The organism is Ewingella sp. CoE-038-23, from assembly GCF_040419245.1.
Classification (GTDB): Bacteria; Pseudomonadota; Gammaproteobacteria; order Enterobacterales; family Enterobacteriaceae; genus Ewingella; species Ewingella allii.
This window is the reverse complement of the sequence record NZ_JAZHOH010000001.1, coordinates 843,934-861,469: the sequence shown is the minus strand read 5'-3', so window position 1 is coordinate 861,469 and position 17,536 is coordinate 843,934. Positions and strand designations below refer to the sequence as shown.

The 17,536-nt window shown below is 52.8% G+C and carries 15 protein-coding genes and 1 tRNA gene; 6 read left to right on the top strand and 10 right to left on the bottom strand.

The genetic code is table 11. The annotated features are described in order from the left end of the window. Nucleotides 1-53 precede the first annotated feature (53 nt). The gene (gene mdlD, locus V2154_RS04120) at nt 54-1,364 is read left to right on the top strand and encodes an NAD(P)-dependent benzaldehyde dehydrogenase MdlD (RefSeq protein WP_353501168.1); all 1,311 of its coding nucleotides are present in this window, start codon (nt 54-56) and stop codon (nt 1,362-1,364) included. A gap of 30 nt (nt 1,365-1,394) precedes the next feature. On the opposite strand, the gene V2154_RS04115 is transcribed toward mdlD, so the two are convergent. The 6 genes from V2154_RS04115 to gpt form a co-directional block, all read right to left on the bottom strand. Beyond that, nucleotides 1,395-1,470: transfer RNA gene (locus tag V2154_RS04115), tRNA-Thr, on the bottom strand. Nucleotides 1,471-1,646: 176 nt separating this feature from the next. Then, nucleotides 1,647-2,900, bottom strand: a complete 1,254-nt coding sequence (proA, locus tag V2154_RS04110; protein ID WP_353501167.1) for a glutamate-5-semialdehyde dehydrogenase — start codon at nt 2,898-2,900, stop codon at nt 1,647-1,649. A gap of 23 nt (nt 2,901-2,923) precedes the next feature. After that, nucleotides 2,924-4,027, bottom strand: a complete 1,104-nt coding sequence (gene proB / locus V2154_RS04105; protein ID WP_353501166.1) for a glutamate 5-kinase — start codon at nt 4,025-4,027, stop codon at nt 2,924-2,926. A gap of 142 nt (nt 4,028-4,169) precedes the next feature. Then, nucleotides 4,170-4,571 (bottom strand): sigma factor-binding protein Crl, encoded by a 402-nt coding sequence (gene crl, locus V2154_RS04100; RefSeq protein ID WP_034787922.1) that lies wholly within the window; start codon nt 4,569-4,571, stop codon nt 4,170-4,172. A gap of 63 nt (nt 4,572-4,634) precedes the next feature. Continuing rightward, nucleotides 4,635-5,882 (bottom strand): esterase FrsA, encoded by a 1,248-nt coding sequence (gene frsA / locus V2154_RS04095; protein WP_353501165.1) that lies wholly within the window; start codon nt 5,880-5,882, stop codon nt 4,635-4,637. 293 nt (nt 5,883-6,175) lie between these two features. Then, nucleotides 6,176-6,634, bottom strand: a complete 459-nt coding sequence (gene gpt, locus V2154_RS04090; RefSeq protein ID WP_353501164.1) for a xanthine phosphoribosyltransferase — start codon at nt 6,632-6,634, stop codon at nt 6,176-6,178. Nucleotides 6,635-6,941: 307 nt separating this feature from the next. Between gpt and pepD the strand changes: the two genes are divergently transcribed. After that, nucleotides 6,942-8,402, top strand: a complete 1,461-nt coding sequence (gene pepD / locus V2154_RS04085; RefSeq protein WP_353501163.1) for a beta-Ala-His dipeptidase — start codon at nt 6,942-6,944, stop codon at nt 8,400-8,402. 72 nt (nt 8,403-8,474) lie between these two features. Here the strand turns inward: pepD and dinB are convergent, their stop codons facing one another. Beyond that, the gene (gene dinB / locus V2154_RS04080; RefSeq protein ID WP_353501162.1) at nt 8,475-9,533 is read right to left on the bottom strand and encodes a DNA polymerase IV; all 1,059 of its coding nucleotides are present in this window, start codon (nt 9,531-9,533) and stop codon (nt 8,475-8,477) included. 231 nt (nt 9,534-9,764) lie between these two features. Here dinB and V2154_RS04075 point away from each other — a divergent pair, with 231 nt between their 5' ends. Further along, a complete protein-coding gene (locus tag V2154_RS04075; RefSeq protein WP_353501161.1) occupies nt 9,765-10,664 on the top strand; it encodes a glycerophosphodiester phosphodiesterase family protein in 900 nt (299 codons plus the stop codon). 297 nt (nt 10,665-10,961) lie between these two features. Beyond that, a complete protein-coding gene (gene dpaA / locus V2154_RS04070; RefSeq protein ID WP_034787907.1) occupies nt 10,962-11,687 on the top strand; it encodes a peptidoglycan meso-diaminopimelic acid protein amidase in 726 nt (241 codons plus the stop codon). Here the strand turns inward: dpaA and V2154_RS04065 are convergent. Continuing rightward, nucleotides 11,658-12,425, bottom strand: a complete 768-nt coding sequence (locus V2154_RS04065; RefSeq protein WP_034787904.1) for a class II glutamine amidotransferase — start codon at nt 12,423-12,425, stop codon at nt 11,658-11,660. The two genes, dpaA and V2154_RS04065, sit on opposite strands and share 30 nt — an antisense overlap. 26 nt (nt 12,426-12,451) lie before the next feature. Continuing rightward, on the bottom strand, nt 12,452-13,033 hold the full coding sequence (gene lpcA, locus V2154_RS04060; RefSeq protein ID WP_353501160.1) for a D-sedoheptulose 7-phosphate isomerase: 582 nt from the start codon (nt 13,031-13,033) through the stop codon (nt 12,452-12,454). A 248-nt stretch (nt 13,034-13,281) separates the two neighbouring features. Here lpcA and fadE point away from each other — a divergent pair, with 248 nt between their 5' ends. Continuing rightward, nucleotides 13,282-15,738: an acyl-CoA dehydrogenase FadE gene (gene fadE, locus V2154_RS04055; RefSeq protein WP_353501159.1), complete on the top strand. Its 2,457-nt coding sequence runs from the start codon at nt 13,282-13,284 to the stop codon at nt 15,736-15,738. 89 nt (nt 15,739-15,827) lie between these two features. Here the strand turns inward: fadE and V2154_RS04050 are convergent, their stop codons facing one another. Continuing rightward, a complete protein-coding gene (locus V2154_RS04050) occupies nt 15,828-16,298 on the bottom strand; it encodes a YehS family protein (RefSeq protein WP_353501158.1) in 471 nt (156 codons plus the stop codon). A 503-nt stretch (nt 16,299-16,801) separates the two neighbouring features. Between V2154_RS04050 and V2154_RS04045 the strand changes: the two genes are divergently transcribed. Continuing rightward, nucleotides 16,802-17,479 (top strand): type IV pilus major pilin, encoded by a 678-nt coding sequence (locus V2154_RS04045; RefSeq protein ID WP_353503910.1) that lies wholly within the window; start codon nt 16,802-16,804, stop codon nt 17,477-17,479. The last annotated feature ends 57 nt before the right edge of the window (nt 17,480-17,536 follow it).

The window sequence follows — 17,536 nt, the reverse complement described above, 5'->3', positions numbered from 1 at the left end:
CATCGCTGTCTATGATTGATTGTAAACATTGAACCAGGTGCCGGAGAACTGACATGTTAAAAACTGATAACTCGACCATTCAAGCCGTTTTCACCAAGCAGAAGAATTTCTTCAAAACTGAAGCAACCAAAAGCGTTGCCTTCAGAAAGGAAAGCCTGCAAAAGCTCAAGCAGTCTATTGTCGATCATACCCCAGACCTGTATGCCGCGTTGGATAGCGACCTCGGTAAATCCAAGGATCTGGTTGATCGCACCGAGATAGGCCGGGTCATCTCAGAACTGGATTTCACCCTAGCGCATCTCGACGAATGGGCAGTGCCAGAAACCGTGCCTTCTTATCCTGGCACCACCTTCTCTGAAGCCTTTATTGAGCACGAAGCCTTTGGGGTCAGCTACATCATTGGCCCGTTCAACTACCCGATCAATCTGGTGTTTTGCCCACTGCTGGGGGCGATTGCGGGTGGCAATACCGCCGTCATCAAACCTTCCGAATCCGTTCCAGAAACTGCGCGGGTTATCCAGAAGATCATTCAGTCTGTATTTGATGAAGAGTACATTGGGGTTATCCAAGGGGGCCGTGACGAGAATGAATTTCTACTGAGCCTGCCGTTTGACTTCATCTTCTTCACCGGCAGCCCTGCGGTTGGGAAGATTGTCATGACCGCCGCAGCCAAAAACCTGACGCCGGTGATCCTCGAACTGGGCGGGAAATCGCCATTTATCGTGTTGGAAGATGCCAATTTAGATCGCGCAGTGGATATGCTGACCTTCGGCCGATTCTCCAACAGCGGCCAAACCTGTGTTGCACCGGACTACGTGTTGGCCCACGAAAGCGTAAAAGACGCCCTGCTCGCCAAACTGGTTGAGCGTATCAAAACCGCCATACCTAACGTCGATTCAATCGGTAAGCTGGTTTCGAGCAAACAGGTTGAAAGATTGACCGGCATGCTTGAGCAGACCCAAGGGGAAGTCATCTATGGCGGCGAGGCCAATGTCGCAACCCGCCATATGCAGGCGACCGTGGTGGATAATGTGGATTGGGATGACGCATTAATGCGTGAAGAGCTGTTTGGCCCGGTTTTGCCCGTTATGACCTTTACGGATATTAACCAGGCGATTGATGGCGTGAACCAGCACCACCCTAAACCTCTGGCGGCTTATGTCTTTACCAATGACATTGAGAAAGGCCGTAAAATCACGTCCAAAATCCCTTCGGGCGATGCCATCGTGAATGGCGTCATGCAGCAGGCAAGCTCACCGTATCTGCCATTCGGCGGCATCGGTAACTCAGGCGTGGGTGAATATCACGGGCATTACAGCTATCTGGCGTTTACTCATCGCAAATCGGTGGTGATTAATAAATAAGGATAAATCTAGAGGGGGCTTGCTTTGAAATGGTGCCGACTACCGGAATCGAACTGGTGACCTACTGATTACAAGTCAGTTGCTCTACCTACTGAGCTAAGTCGGCATTTTTACTGCGGGTTACTTCGGGGTGACAAATTATTGAAATCCGAGTCGCAAGTCAAGAGGCAAAGAATCGACTGCTGCTTTTCTCGTCAGAGCGGGTGATGGAAGGCTTGGAAATGATGATTTCTGTATAGTTTTTGTTAATAGCCCCGGTGATTCGGGGCTATTTTTTGGCTTTTATGGACGCACTAAATCGTCGCCGTAGCCAATCCACTTGTAGGTGGTCAGCGCTTCTAAGCCCATTGGGCCACGGGCGTGAAGTTTTTGCGTGCTGACCGCCACTTCGGCGCCTAAACCAAACTGTCCGCCGTCGGTGAAGCGGGTGCTGGCGTTGACGTAAACCGCCGAGGAGTCCACTTCATTGACGAAACGGTCGGCCTGACTGATAGAGCGCGTCAGAATAGCGTCGGAGTGCTCGGTGCCGTATTTACGGATATGGGCGATAGCCTCGTCGATATCCGCCACCAGCGTGACGTTCAAATCCAGCGATAGCCACTCATCCTGATAATCTTCTTCCGTCACTGCCACTACCTTCGCCGCGCCATTTTGCAGATAAGGCAGCGCCGATTCGCTGGCGTGCAGCGTGACGCCAGCGGCATGCATTTTGGCACTCAGCTCTGGCAGGAAACGGGCGGCGATAGCCTGATGAACCAGCAGGGTCTCGAGGCTGTTACAGGCACTTGGGCGCTGAACTTTGGCGCTTTCAATCAGGGTCAGCGCTTTGGCGAAATCCACACTCTCATCAACAAAGGTGTGACACACGCCGATACCGCCGGTGATCACCGGAATGGTCGACTGCTCGCGGCACAGCTTGTGCAGCGCCGCGCCGCCGCGCGGGATCAGCATGTCGATATATTTGTCCAGACGCAGCATCTCGGCGACCAGCTGGCGATCCGGGCTTTCAATCGCCTGCACCGCCGCGCGAGGCAGACCACACTGCTCCAGCGCCTGCTGAATCACTTTTACCGTCGCCTGATTGGTGTGATGCGTCTCTTTGCCACCGCGCAGAATCGCCGCGTTGCCGGTTTTCAGGCACAGGCTGGCGACGTCAATGGTGACGTTGGGACGCGCTTCGTAAATCACTCCGACCACGCCCAAAGGCACGCGGCGGCGCTCCAGCTTTAGGCCGCTGTCTTGGGTCGAGCCGTCAATAATCTGGCCGACCGGGTCGCTCAGGCGGCACACGTCGCGCACATCGCTGGCGATGGCGGCCAGGCGCGCAGGGGTCAGCAGCAGGCGGTCGAGCAAGGCTTCGCTCATGCCGCTGGCACGGGCGGCGGACATGTCTAATTCGTTGGCCTGAATAATGCTCTGGCTATTGGCCTCCAGCATATCGGCAATGACTTGCAGCGCGTGGTTCTTCTGCGCGGTGCTCAGTGTAGAAAGCGTATAAGAGGCCTGTTTGGCGGCCTGGCCCATTGCGTTTAACATGGGTATATCCTTAAAAATCAGTCTTAACTGACAATCATATCGTCACGGTGCACGGCGACCGGGCCATACTCGTAACCGAGGATTTCGCTAATCTGCTGGGAGTGGTGACCGGCAATCATGCGCATCGCGTCGCTGTTATAGCGTGTGACCCCGTGGGCCAAATCGCGACCAGTCAGATTGCGAATGCGGATCACCTCCCCTCGCGAGAAATCGCCTTTCACTTCACGGATGCCCTTCGGCAGGAGCGAGCTGCCGCGCTCCAGCATGGCGGCAACCGCGCCATCATCAATAGTAATTTCACCCGCAGGCGGCGCGCCGAAGATCCAGCGTTTGCGGTTCTCCAGCGGGGTTTGCATGGCGTGGAAGCGAGTCCCCACTGACACGCCATTGATGACGTCGGCAATCACGCCCGGCAGGTTACCGGCGGCAATAATGGTGTCGACGCCGGCGCGGCACGCCACGTCGGCGGCTTGCAGTTTGGTGGCCATGCCGCCGGTGCCGAGGCCTGATACGCTGTCGCCCGCGATGCCGCGCAGGGCGTCATCGATGGCGGTCACTTCGCGAATCAACTCAGCCTGCGGGTTGTTGCGCGGGTCGGCGGTGAACAGGCCGCGCTGGTCAGTCAGCAACAGCAGTTTGTCCGCACCGGCTAAAATCGCCGCCAGCGCCGACAGGTTGTCATTGTCACCGACTTTAATCTCGGCGGTGGCAACGGCGTCGTTTTCATTAATGACCGGCACGATATGGTTATCGAGCAGCGCGTTCATGGTGTCACGCGCGTTGAGGAAGCGCTCGCGGTCTTCCATGTCGGCGCGAGTCAGCAGCATCTGGCCGACATTAATGCCATAAATGGAAAACAGCTGTTCCCACAGTTGAATCAAACGGCTCTGCCCCACCGCCGCCAATAACTGCTTGGAGGCGATGGTGGCGGGGAGTTCGGGGTAGCCCAGATGTTCGCGCCCGGCGGCGATAGCGCCCGACGTCACGATAACAATTCTGTGCCCTGCCGCGTGTTGCTGCGCGCACTGGCGAACCAGCTCAACAATGTGAGCACGATTAAGGCGACGGGAGCCGCCGGTGAGCACGCTAGTGCCCAGTTTTACAACCAATGTTTGGCTGCCACTCATAATCTTTCTGCCGTTTGCGTTTGAAGAATTGAATAGAGTTTAAATGATGAAGTGTACTGTTGTCTTTGGAAAAGGAGAACAGCGTTATGCCGCAGGGCATAACGCTAAATTGCAGGGTTCAGACAGGGGAAAATCGCGGACTTTAGGCCGACAGTTTCAAAGGTTCGTCGCCAAAATCTTCTGCAGGTTCGAGCTTCAACGACATCTCGACAATCATGGCGTTGAGGTTTTTGTGGAAGCCACGCAGCGTAGTCTCCAGCTTGTCACGCACTTCAGCATCTTTAATGTTTTGCTCCTTCCAGTCGCCCTCTTTGTCGAACAACCCGAAGTGATAAACATAAGTAAAACGCTCTTCTTCAGCCTGAAGCTCAATCCACCAGCCCCAGAATTCACGCTTCTCCGGCGCGGGTTTTACGTTAACGCATACCGCCAAACAGTCGAAGAAAAAGCGATCGTTCTCGCACTTGGCTTCCCTGATATAGGGCCCCAGCGTGCCGAAACGTTTCATTAGCCTACTTTTAGGGTGACCACTTGGTAACGTCATTACACATTCTCCTTTTTGGGGCTTTATTTGTAGCAAACCCTTAAGAATTAGCAACCTTTTCGTTTAACGCATGTGAGCCGATAACCAATCACAAATATCATGGAGCGCCTTGTCGAAATTCTGATAAAGCGGCTCTCTTTTAATGCTCAACAGTTTGCCATCCCCCGAAGAATCAACGATTAAACGCGATTCATCTTTCGGGCTGAAAGGGTCTTGATCCCAATAACCGGCGATAATTGGCGTCGGCGTTCTGCGCCCCAGCAGGCCCTGCGTTTTCAGAGAATACCTATTAAGTTCAGTCTTCAGCGCGCTGTCGCTGGCATTGGACATCCCCAGCCGGCTGGCCAGCACGTCCATATACATGTCGGGCACTTTGTCCTGACATTTGGCGTCAAATAATAGCGTATGAACTAACGCGCCGAGGGTGGCCACAGCGCGAACTCGTCGCGGCTCTAAATAGGCCAGACGCACGGCGACGTTGGCGCCAAAGCGGAAGCCGAGCAGGCTGACTTTGGTCGAGTCTATCCACACCACGTCGGTCAGTTTCTTCAATACTTGTTGATGCAGGAAGCTGGTGTCCTGCGTCAGTTTCCACTTGGCGGAGAAGCCAATCGACGGCATGTCGATGGTCAACATGGCAATGCCACGCGGCGCAAGGTAGTCGCGAAACAGCCGCTGATGGTCACTCTGTAAGGTGTCTAAACCGCCACACACCAACACCGTTGGGAATGGCGCTTTGCCTTCATTGGGCAGATGCAGGAAACCGGTGATCGCACTGCCGCCTTCAATGGCGAAGTCGATCTCTTTCAATTGATACGGTGAGTTTAAAGCAGACTGCTCGAAAGCCTTGTTGGCTAGCACTTCGGCCTGTTCGGCCAGCGTGTCGCCTTTCAGATGAGGATAGCCCGCAATGCTATAAAGGTTGGCGGCTTTGAGCCAATACTCGCTGGCAAGGGCCAAATCTTGCGCCTCTAGCGCTTTTTGTTGCCACGCCATACCCTGCTGCGACCACTCATAAATCCAGTTACCGCCACGATAACCAATCACGGTATCCAGTAAACGTTCGTCGCTGCGCTTGGCGGTAGAAACGGCAATGCGCGACAGCACCTCTTCCACTTCCAGCGGATCCACACCGCGCCACAACCACATCAAACGGTTAATCGTGCGATACCAGCAAGGCGCCGAGTCCCCTTCCAGCGCCGAGTGCAGGGTATTCACTCCGGCGTGGTGCACGCGACGAACCAGCGTCGAGGTTTCAGGATATTTGAAGGTGGGTTTGAACAGTTTTTCCGTAAGGTTGGCTGGTGCCATGATGCAAAATCCTCCGTTAACCAGCTGCGTGGACGAGAATTATAACAGGGACACGTTGCGATAACTCAGGACGCAGGTCAAGCGCGATGAAATGAACGCCATCCAAAAACAAAAACGCCCAACCAAAAGGTCAGGCGTTTTTTGGGATTGTATACTCTCAATCCAGCTCAAAATCCTCTAAATCATTCGAGTTGTGTCCAGACGGCAACGAACCGAATCCTCAGGAGCCTACTCCAGTAAGTGACTGGGGTGAGGCAGCCAACGCAGAGACAGCTCGAAGGATGACGAGGATTTTATTTGCCGACTAAAGGAGGGACAAAAGCAATCCCCATATCCCACGGCTGCTCAATCCACGTGTCCTGCGGAATATCAATCACGTAGTCATCAACCAGCGGCGCACCGGCCGGCTTGGCGAACATGGTGATGAAGTGCGCTTTCGGATACATATCGCGAATAGCTTTGGCGGTGCCGCCGGTATCTACTAAGTCGTCAACTACGATGAAGCCTTCACCGTCACCTTCGGCGCGTTTCAGCACTTTCATTTCGCGCTGATTGTCGTGGTCGTAGCTTGAGATGCACACGGTATCAACGTGACGAATGCACAGTTCACGGGCCAACAGGGCGGCAGGAACTAAACCGCCACGGCTCACCGCGATGATGCCTTTCCATTGTTCTGCCGGCAGCAGGCGTTTTGCCATGGTGCGGGCGTGGATTTGCAGCATGTCCCAAGTTACAACGTATTTTTCGCTCATATAGGTGTCCCAGCCAGTGAAATGACGGCTTCTAAAAATGTATTCGGGGGGAAGAAAAAAGGTTGCGCGAGATTATAGTGAGTCCAGCTCACAAAAACCAGCGGTTATGAGGCCGGAACCCCGCAAACCCCAAGGATTTTCCACTGCCTTACGCGCACAGCTTAGGATTAAGTGATATTCTGTTTGACCAGCCGCCACACAGGATGGCAACTGGATCGGATGAATAATTAACCTTAAACCTACAGCATCTCAATCAGTTCACCGGCCAATGCCTTCTGACTGAGCTGACTGTTACAGGAGACTCATAGTGTCTGAATTGTCTCAACTTTCGCCACAACCGCTGTGGGATATTTTTGCCAAAGTTTGCTCGATTCCACACCCTTCTTATCATGAAGAAGCGCTGGCAAAACACATCGTTGAATGGGCACAGGAAAAAGGTATTCACGCTGAGCGTGATGAAGTCGGCAACATATTATTGCGTAAGCCAGCCACTAAAGGCATGGAAAATCGTAAAGCCGTCGCCCTGCAGGCTCACCTCGACATGGTGCCGCAGAAGAACAACGACACTGTTCACGATTTCACCAAAGATCCCATCCAGCCGTACATTGATAACGGTTGGGTAAAAGCACGCGGCACCACGCTGGGTGCTGATAACGGCATTGGTTTAGCCTCTGCGCTGGCAGTATTGGCTGACGAATCCGTGGAGCACGGCCCGCTGGAAGTGCTGCTGACCATGACCGAAGAAACCGGCATGGCAGGCGCATTCGGCCTTCAGCCAAACTGGTTACAGTCTGAAATTCTGATCAACACTGACTCAGAAACCGAGGGCGAAATCTACATGGGTTGCGCCGGTGGCATCGACTTCACCTCTACCCTTTCCCTGACTCGCGAAGCCGTTCCTGCGGGCTACAGCCTGCTGAAACTGACCTTCAAAGGCTTGAAAGGCGGCCACTCCGGCGCTGACATTCACTTAGGTCTGGGCAACGCCAGCAAACTGCTTGCTCGCTTCCTGGCTGACAACGCTGAAGCTCACGGCCTGCGCCTGATTGACTTCACTGGCGGTACGCTGCGTAACGCTATCCCACGCGAAGCCATTGCGATCGTTGCCGTTGCTGCTGACAAAGCCGACGCGCTGAAAGCCGCTGCCCAAGAGTTTCTGGCGACGGTTCAATTCGAACTGGCTGCGGTTGAGAAGAAAATTGCTTTCGTAGTAGAAGCGGCGCAAAGCGACGCAAAAGCGCTGAACAAAGAGAACCAGCACCACTTCCTGTCATTGCTCAACGCCACGCCAAACGGCGTGATCCGCATGAGCGACGACGTGAAAGGCGTAGTTGAAACCTCTCTGAACGTCGGCGTTGTCACCATGACCGACGGCGAAGTGGCGATCAACTGCCTGATCCGCTCCCTGATCGACAGTGGCAAAGAGTACGTAGTCAGCATGCTGACTTCTCTCGGCCAGCTGGCTGGCGCTAAAACTTTGGCGAAAGGCAGCTATCCTGGCTGGAAACCAGAGCCAAGCTCTCCGGTCATGACGCTGGTACGCGAAACCTACCAGCAGCTGTTCGACAAGACGCCAAACATCATGGTTATCCATGCCGGTCTGGAATGTGGTCTGTTCAAAAAGCCATATCCAGACATGGACATGGTGTCTATCGGCCCAACCATCACTGGCCCACACTCGCCGGATGAGCAAGTTGAGATCGAAAGCGTTGACCTGTACTGGAAGCTGCTGACCGCCCTGCTGAAAGCGATCCCAGAGCGTAAGTAATAGTTTCTTTTCCTCCCTCTGAAAAGGGGGAGGAATCAAAACAAAACCAAAGAAGATAAATCGTTTTCAGCCTTACTCCCAAGGCAGCAGCAACTGCCTCTCGATCTGCGGATCTTGCAAAGTCACATGTAACCCCACTAGCCGTACACCTCGACCGCCCCGCCGCTGTTCCCAAGCTTCATACGCCACCTTCAACAAATCATTTTTATTCAACACCGGCCACACGTGCTCTTGGGTGGTTTGCTGGAAATCGTGAAACTTCAGCTTTATACCCTGCCGGGCAATTCGCAGATCAGGGCTAACGCGGCTGAGCCGGGTTTCTAGCTCGGGATAGAGTCTGTCGATCAGTGCCACGCACTCTTCCCAACTGTGAATATCTTCGGCCAGCGTGCGTTCGACCCCCACAGATTTACGCAGGCGTTCTGACGAGACTTCGCGCTCGTCGATGCCCTGACAGCGTTCCCACAGCACGCGACCAAACTTGCCGAAGCCTTTTAGCAGCTTCGCCAAATCATAACGCTGCACGTCGCCACAGGTGATCAGGCCGTGCTCCTGCAAACGTTTTGCCGTCACTTTGCCCACGCCGGGGATTTTGCTCAGCGGCAGGTCTTGCAAGAAGTCGGCAACTTTATCTGGCGTTATCACGAACTGGCCGTTGGGCTTATTTAAGTCGGAGGCGATCTTAGCGAGGAACTTGATGGGCGCGATCCCGGCCGACGCCGTGAGGTTGATTTCATCAGAAATAGCCTGACGGATCTCAGCGGCGATAAGCGTTGCAGAGCCATTGCACTGGGTCGATTCAGAGACATCGAGGTAAGCCTCGTCGAGCGAGAGGGGTTCAATCAGCGAAGTGTAGCGGGAGAAGATTTCACGAATATGGTTGGAGGCTTCTTTATAGGCTTCCATCCGGCCGGGGATCACTTTGAGGTGCGGGCAGAGCTTGAGGGCCATGCCGGTGGGCATCGCGCTATGGACGCCAAACTTGCGCGCCGGATAGTTTGCCGTGCTGATCACACCGCGGCGATCGCGGCTGCCGCCGATGGCAATGGGGATATCACGCAATGAAGGATCGTCGCGCATTTCAACTGCCGCGAAGAAGCAATCCATATCGACGTGAATAATTTTACGCATAGCCCCTCCCAATGACTGTACAAGCATACAGTATCAAGATGGAAATTCAAGTCCGCTCGATTAAACCATAGGGTAGACAAATATTAAAAATACCGCTTATTTATCCCAATAATAGTTATCTCAATTTCAGATTGGATAAAGAGAAATAATCGTTTTTAGGCATGGATTTAATATTATTTTCACAATCACGCTGTATATTAATTGCTCCATTGTCTCTAAAAGGAATTAGTTATGATCAGCTTTAATCGAAAATTGTTATGCACCACTCTGTTGTGCAGCGCCCTGTTCCCGCTGACTGGCTTTACAGCAACGATTAGCGGCGCGCCGCAGATCATTGCCCATCGCGGCGGCACGGCTGATGCTCCAGAAAACACGGTTCCCGCCATCGAACTGGCGCTAAAAAATGGCGCGGATGCCATTTGGATCACTGTGCAGCTCTCCAAAGATAACGTCGCGGTGCTGTATCGCCCGTCCGATTTAAAATCCCTGACCAATCAGAACGGGCCGGTGTCGCAGTACACGGCACTGGAATTGTCAAAAATGGACGCTGGCTGGGCCTTTGGCAGCGGCGATAACCATCCTTATCGTGGTAAAAACATCGGCATTCCTCGTCTGGAAACCGTGCTCAACGCCTTCCCAAAAACCACTTTCTATATTGATATCAAGACGCCGGACGCCAGCCCTGCTGAGATGGCGAAAGCCTTAAATAAGGTGCTCGACAACACGCATAGCCAGCGCAGAGTGCGGATTTACTCCACCGACAACCAATATCTCGAAGCCCTTCCGGCCTCTATTCCACGCTTTGAGAGCCGCGATACCACTCGCACCGCGCTGGCTAATATCACCATGGCGCACTTGTGCCAGATTAAAGCTGATGACAAAAGCCGCTGGTATGCTTTGGAAATGAAACGTGAAGTGGAAGTGGTGGAAAAATACACCTTGGGTGAGGCGCGCTCTAAAGCAACGCTGGCGTGGGATAAAGAGGCGATGGACTGCTTCCGTTCACAGGGAGAGGCGCACATTATTCTGATCGGCATTAATAATCAGGCTGACTATCAACAGGCCAAAGCGTTGGGGGCTGACGGCGTGTTAGTGAATTCACCGGCTGACTTCAAAAACATTCCTCGCTAAAGATATTCCCCGGCAGAAATGTCGGGGTATTCACAAAAAATCTGCTCAAAAAGTAAACTAAATCATTTTTTCACACTTTAACTGTAAATTTATTCCTAGTGGGATTGCTAAAAAAGCCACCAGCATTAATATGGCATCGAATCATGCATGTTTAATGCCGATTGTATATCAGTGGCGGTCTTAAAGATCTTCGTATCTGTAGACAAAATAATCAGACCTAAACCCCACATAATTGAGATTGCCGCGATGTCAGCAGCAACAGCAACTATCAAGGGGAATCGTTAAGCAGGAATAAGAATGATCAGAATCGCGCTGTTACTTGCGATGCTCCTCAGTTTGCCCCTTTTTACCCTCGGCACCGCGGCCGCCAGTGAGCCTGTCCCGGTTGATCAAGCGTTAAAACAGAAACTTTTGGGTTCCCCGGTTTATATCCAGATCTTTAAACAGGAACGCAAACTTGAGCTTTATGCCGAACTTCAGGGCGAATATCGCCTGATCGGCACTTATGGTATTTGTGATTTCTCGGGCGGTTTAGGAAATAAACGCCGCGAAGGGGATTTCAAAAGTCCGGAAGGTTTTTACAGCGTCGATATTCACCATTTAAAGCCTGACAGCAAATTCTATCGCGCGATTAACATCGGTTTCCCGAATGCCTACGACACGGCTCAGGGCTATTCCGGCAAATATTTAATGATCCACGGTAACTGTAAGTCTATCGGCTGTTATGCGATGACCGATCAATACATGGATGAAATTTTCACTTATGTGCAGGCGGCTTTCCAATACGGCCAGCGTAACGTGCAAATCAGCATTTACCCGTTCCGCATGACGGATGCCAATATGGCGTCGCACAGAAACTCTTCTTACATCAGTTTCTGGAACGAGTTGAAGCCGGGCTATGACTACTTCCAGAAGTATCATACGCCGCCAAACGTGGTAGTCAGTTCAGGTAAGTATGTACTGACTCAGCCGGTGCAAACCACGCCGCTGGGATCACAGTTGGCGTTCACCACAGTGAAATAAGGCGAATTCACCTGGCGCAATCTTGTTCCAGGTTTCGTTACCCGTTAATGGCTGGGTAGCGATCACCGTGACGACATCATTGGGTGTCGTCTGCTGCTGAAAATCGATTTCCACATCCTGATCCAACAACGTTGCCTTGCCAAACGGCGCTCTGCGCGTGATCCAATACAGATTGGTCGAGCAGTAAGCCATCACGAAGCGCCCGTCCGACAACAGCATATTGAACACGCCCTTCTGCCGCATTTGGTCAGCCAGCGACGCAATATAGCGAAACACCGCAGGCCAGTTGCCCGGCGTGCGCGGATAGCGCTCAGTCAATTTATGCAGTAACCAGCAGAAAGCGAATTCACTGTCAGTCTGGCCGATGGGCCTTAGAGTGCCGGTGTCCAGCTGGCGATAGCCGCGCAGCTGCCCGTTATGTGCATAGGTCCAGTTGCGGCCCCACAGTTCACGGGTGAAGGGATGGGTATTTTCCAGCGACACTTCGCCGCGATTCGCCTGACGAATGTGTGAAATCACCGCGCAGGATTTGATCGGATACTCCTGAACGAGACGGGCAATGGGCGAATTAAAACTCGGATGCGGATCTTTAAAGGTGCGACAACCGTTACCTTCATAGAAAGTAATACCCCAGCCATCTTTATGCGGACCCGTACCGCCACCTCGTTGCACCAACCCACTGAAACTAAAACAGATATCAGTAGGAACGTTGGCGCTCATCCCGAGCAATTCGCACATTGCCAGTCTCCTTTACATCAAAAGCCTTAGGCTTTTGCCATCTCTTTTTCGATTAATAAAATCAAAATGTGAATCACTTTAATGTGGATCTCCTGTACGCGATCCGCGAAACCAAAGTGCGGTACGCGAATTTCAACGTCAGCTGAGCCATCCATCTTGCCGCCGTTTTTACCGGTCAGGGTGATGACTTTCATGCCTTTCGCGCGCGCCGCTTCAATCGCTTTGATCACGTTGGCGGAGTTGCCAGAGGTGGAGATCCCCAGCAGCACGTCGCCCTTCTGCCCTACAGCTTCAACATAACGAGAGAAAATATGGTCGAAACCAAAGTCGTTACCTACGCAGGAAATGTGGCTGACGTCAGAAATGGCAATTGCCGGATAGCCCGGGCGGTTTTCACGGTAACGGCCAGTCAGTTCTTCAGCGAAGTGCATGGCGTCGCAGTGCGAACCGCCATTACCGCAGGAAATCACCTTCCCGCCCGCTTTAAAAGAATCCGCTAGCAGCACGGCAGCACGTTGAATTGACTCAATGTTTGCTGAGTCACTGATGAATTTATTCAGTGTGTCAGCAGCTTCGTTCAGTTCACTACGGATAATATCCAGGTACATGGCAGCCTCTTTTTATGTCCATTTTCAGCAATAAAACGTTCCGCCACGCAGTGTAACGGATTGCCGAAACAGCGAGAAGCCAAGAAGCGGTAATCAATCTGAATGTTTGTGATTTTGACCCTTAGTGCGATCGGTTTGTGAGCCAAGTTGTAATTAAGATGTAAATACATTGATAAAGAAATGGACCTGAACTAAAACCAATATATCACTCTAACAGGTCAGACCTCCTACAACTGGGGAGATTTATCATGATGGTTCTTAGTATTGTTGCCTTGCTCGTTATCATCGGTGTGTTGTTCTATCACCGGGTGAACTTACAACTTAGTAGCTTGATTATTTTGGCTTTTACTGCCGCCATGGGCGCAATTCACCTGTGGACTCTCTGGCTGCTGGTGCCGCTGGCAATCGTCTTGTTGCCTTTCAACATTCCGGCACTGCGCCGTTCACTGTTCTCCGCGCCGGCTCTGCGCACCTTCCGTAAAGTCATGCCAAGCATGTCGCGCACGGAAAAAGAGGCGATTGAAGCCGGTACCACCTGGTGGGAAGGCGACCTGTTCAGCGGCACGCCTGACTGGAAAAAGTTGCAGGACTACCCGCAGCAGCGCCTGACGGAAGAAGAGCAGGCCTTTATTGACGGCCCGGTGGAAGAAGCCTGCCGCATGGCGGATGACTTCCAGATAACCCACGAGCTGGCAGACCTGCCACCAGAGCTGTGGGCCTATTTGAAAGAGCACCGCTTCTTCGCGATGATCATCAAGAAAGAGTACGGCGGCCTCGAATTCTCGGCTTACGCTCAGGCTCGCGTGCTGCAAAAGCTGGCGGGTGTATCCGGCATTTTGGCCATCACCGTCGGCGTGCCTAACTCCCTCGGCCCTGGCGAACTGCTGCAACATTACGGCACCGATGAGCAGAAAGATCACTATCTGCCACGTCTGGCCCAAGGTTTGGAAATCCCTTGCTTCGCCTTAACTAGCCCGGAAGCAGGCTCTGATGCCGGTGCCATTCCCGACGTTGGCGTGGTGTGTAAAGGCCAGTGGGAAGGCAAAGAAGTGCTGGGCATGCGCCTGACCTGGAACAAACGCTATATCACGCTGGCGCCTATCGCTACCGTGCTGGGACTGGCCTTTAAGTTGAAAGACCCGGACCACCTGCTGGGGGATACCACTGAGCTGGGCATTACTTGTGCGCTGATCCCAACGGATACCCAAGGCGTGGAAATCGGCCACCGTCACTTCCCGCTGAACGTGCCTTTCCAAAATGGTCCGACGCGCGGTAAAGACATTTTCGTGCCTATCGATTACATCATCGGTGGTCCGAAAATGGCCGGTCAGGGCTGGCGCATGCTGGTTGAATGCCTGTCGGTTGGGCGCGGTATCACCCTGCCATCCAACGCCACCGGCAGCCTGAAATCACTGGCGATGGCGACCGGCGCTTATGCGTATATTCGCCGCCAGTTCAAACTGCCTATCGGCAAAATGGAAGGTATCGAAGAGCCGCTGGCGCGCATTGCCGGTAACGCCTATGTCATGGATGCCGCGGCAACGCTCATCACCAACGGCATTATGCTCGGTGAAAAACCGGCTGTGCTGTCAGCCATCGTTAAATATCACTGTACCCACCGTGGCCAGCGCGCCGTGATGGACGCCATGGATATCACCGGCGGTAAAGGCATTATGCTCGGCAAAAGTAACTTCGTGGCCCGTGCTTATCAGGGTGCGCCAATTGCCATCACGGTAGAAGGCGCCAACATCCTGACTCGCAGCATGATTATCTTCGGCCAAGGCGCTATCCGTTGCCATCCATACGTGCTGCGTGAAATGGCGGCGGCGGAAAGCAACGATCTGCAAGATTTCGACCGCGCGCTGTTCGGCCATATCGGCCACGTCGGCAGCAACAAAGTGCGCAGCTTCTGGCTGGGCCTGACCAACGGCCGCACCAGCAAGACGCCGGCCAAAGACGCGACGGCTCGCTACTATCAGCAGATTAACCGCCTGAGTGCCAACCTGGCCCTGCTGTCCGATATCTCCATGGGCGTGCTGGGTGGCAGCCTGAAACGCCGCGAGCGCATTTCGGCCCGTTTGGGTGACATCCTCAGCCAAATCTATCTGGCGACGGCGACGCTGAAACGCTACGAAGAGGAAGGTCGCAACAAGGAAGACCTGCCGCTGGTGCATTGGGGCGTGCAGGACTGCCTGAATCAGGCGGAAATCGCCATTGAAGAGCTGCTGCGTAACTTCCCTAACGGACTGGTAGCGGGCGTGATGCGCTTTGTTATCTTCCCGCTGGGCCGTGCTCAGGCCGCCCCTTCTGACCAACTGGACCACGAGCTGGCGCGCATTCTGCAAGTGCCATCAGCCACCCGCAGCCGCATTGGTCGCGGCCAGTATCTGACGCCAAGCGAGCACAACCCGATTGGTCAGTTGGAACAAGCCCTGATGGACATTTTGGCCGCCGAGCCGGTGCATAAACATCTGTCCGACGCGATGGGTAAAAAGCTGTCATTCACCCGTCTGGATATTCTGGCGCAAAAAGGGCTGGATGCTGGTCATCTGACCCCGGATGAAGCCCGAATTCTAAGCCGCGCCGAAGAGAGCCGCCTGCGTTCTATCAACGTGGATGAGTTCGAAGCCGACGAGCTGGCGGCAAAAAAGCCAGAGCAGGAAGAGAAGAAAGTGGTGAAACCACGGCAGACTGAAGCCGCATAATACGGCGAGCCGCAACACAAAAAAGCCTGAGTGCATAACACACTCAGGCTTTTTATTTGCGGCAAAGCCGATAAGACGGCCAGCTGGCTTTAGGCTTTAGACGGGCGGACTCGCGCGGTCAAACCTTTCAGGAAGTAGCGCAGAACCTGATCGCCGCAAGGACGGTAGTTCTTGTGGCCTTCTTTGCGGAAGAACGCGCTCAGTTCGCCTTCGGACATTTTGAAATCGGCGGCGGCCAACACGCTCAGCATATCTTCGGTTTTCAGTTCAAAAGCCACGCGCAGCTTCTTCAACATGATGTTGTTGGTAACGCGTTTTTCTACTTCTGGCACCGGGAAACGGTCGTCTTTACCACGCTTGAAGGTGATCAAACCGTTGAGGAAGTTAGCCATGACTTCGTCAGGCACTTCCATATAGCCCTCTTCGTCCTCTTTTTTCAGATAGCGGGACATCACTTCCGGGCTGACGGGCACGCCGGTCGTTTTGAGGATCTCAATCAGTCTGCCTTCGCTTAAATCAAGCATGTGGCGCACGCTGCGCAAGACGTCGTTATGCATCATAATTCTGTATTCCTGTATGGAGTAAACCGAGGAAATGCCACTGGGTTCACCCCTTCGCACCTCGAAGCGGCAGATTATACAAGAAACTGGCGCGCTTCGCTGAACTGACGTTCACGTCCGGCATCTATACAAAAAAAAAGCCTCTGAGATGACTAATCTAAACAGCTAATCGATATATCCCATCATAATAAACTCGCCCCCTGTTAATTTCATTTTATAAATCAAAAACAAAAAATAGAATTAATTAATCGAATATATAAAAACAACAGATAATAAACCTCAGAATAAAAACCATTAAAATATTATAAGAGCATTAACTCTCGACAAAAAAACTATTGCATTCTATCTCGCGCATACATAACAATCTCTCTGCCATTAGATATCTGCGATTAAATAATCACTGCGCCAGGGGTTATTTATTATCTATTTAATGCCAAAAATTAAAGTCTTTCCAAATCGCCATTAGCATACATAAGGAATGTGTCGTGAAAGAACAAATTAATATGCTTAAGAATAAAGCTAACGCGTATAAAAAATTTAGAAAACAACGAGGAATGTCATTACTCGAAGTCATTATCGTTCTGGGTATTGTCGGGACGATTGCCGCAGGGGTGGTGGTGCTTGCACAGCGCGCCTTCAGCAGCCAGTCCATCACTAAATTGGTGAGTAACACCAACAGCATCCGTTTGGCTGCACAGGAAGCCTATCGAAATACCAGCTACCCGGTTCCTTCAGCAACCGCCGGGGTTAACATGACGCCAACAACTATCCTCAACACCACTAACTCGAAAGTGATGATCGCGGCATTAGTGCAGTTAGGCAAGCTGTCTGAATCCGAAGCGAAAAACGGCATTTCTGGCGACTACTTCCATATGGGCGGTACCAGAATCAGCACCGTCGCCACCGCAGGATTGAAAGGCTTCTTCCTGACTGTAAACGGTTTAGATCAAACCCAGTGTCGTAACATCATTACCCAAATCGGTAATCAGTGGGACTACGTTGGCGTGGTCTCCGCCGCGCCGGGTGTTGATGCCGCCGCACCAGCCTCTCTTGATGTCGCACCGGGCCCTGCCGTGTTGAGAAGCCTGCATTCTAACGGCAACATCACTATCACCCCTGCGGCAACCTTGGGCGTTTGTTCTGCCAACGCCAATAACGCCATTGTTTTAGGCAGTCGCTAAGCCTCGCCCCCTTCTCCTGCGGGAGAAGGGATCTCTTTGCTGACCATAACATTGGCC

Bases quoted from the DNA above. Each gene is read 5' to 3' on its own strand.
- mdlD (WP_353501168.1), top strand. From the start codon at position 54: ATGTTAAAAACTGATAACTCGACCATTCAAGCCGTTTTCACCAAGCAG.
- proA (WP_353501167.1), bottom strand. From the start codon at position 2,900: ATGTTAAACGCAATGGGCCAGGCCGCCAAACAGGCCTCTTATACGCTT.
- proB (WP_353501166.1), bottom strand. From the start codon at position 4,027: ATGAGTGGCAGCCAAACATTGGTTGTAAAACTGGGCACTAGCGTGCTC.
- crl (WP_034787922.1), bottom strand. From the start codon at position 4,571: ATGACGTTACCAAGTGGTCACCCTAAAAGTAGGCTAATGAAACGTTTC.
- frsA (WP_353501165.1), bottom strand. From the start codon at position 5,882: ATGGCACCAGCCAACCTTACGGAAAAACTGTTCAAACCCACCTTCAAA.
- gpt (WP_353501164.1), bottom strand. From the start codon at position 6,634: ATGAGCGAAAAATACGTTGTAACTTGGGACATGCTGCAAATCCACGCC.
- dinB (WP_353501162.1), bottom strand. From the start codon at position 9,533: ATGCGTAAAATTATTCACGTCGATATGGATTGCTTCTTCGCGGCAGTT.
- V2154_RS04075 (WP_353501161.1), top strand. From the start codon at position 9,765: ATGATCAGCTTTAATCGAAAATTGTTATGCACCACTCTGTTGTGCAGC.
- dpaA (WP_034787907.1), top strand. From the start codon at position 10,962: ATGATCAGAATCGCGCTGTTACTTGCGATGCTCCTCAGTTTGCCCCTT.
- V2154_RS04065 (WP_034787904.1), bottom strand. From the start codon at position 12,425: ATGTGCGAATTGCTCGGGATGAGCGCCAACGTTCCTACTGATATCTGT.
- lpcA (WP_353501160.1), bottom strand. From the start codon at position 13,033: ATGTACCTGGATATTATCCGTAGTGAACTGAACGAAGCTGCTGACACA.
- fadE (WP_353501159.1), top strand. From the start codon at position 13,282: ATGATGGTTCTTAGTATTGTTGCCTTGCTCGTTATCATCGGTGTGTTG.
- V2154_RS04050 (WP_353501158.1), bottom strand. From the start codon at position 16,298: ATGATGCATAACGACGTCTTGCGCAGCGTGCGCCACATGCTTGATTTA.
- V2154_RS04045 (WP_353503910.1), top strand. From the start codon at position 16,802: ATGCTTAAGAATAAAGCTAACGCGTATAAAAAATTTAGAAAACAACGA.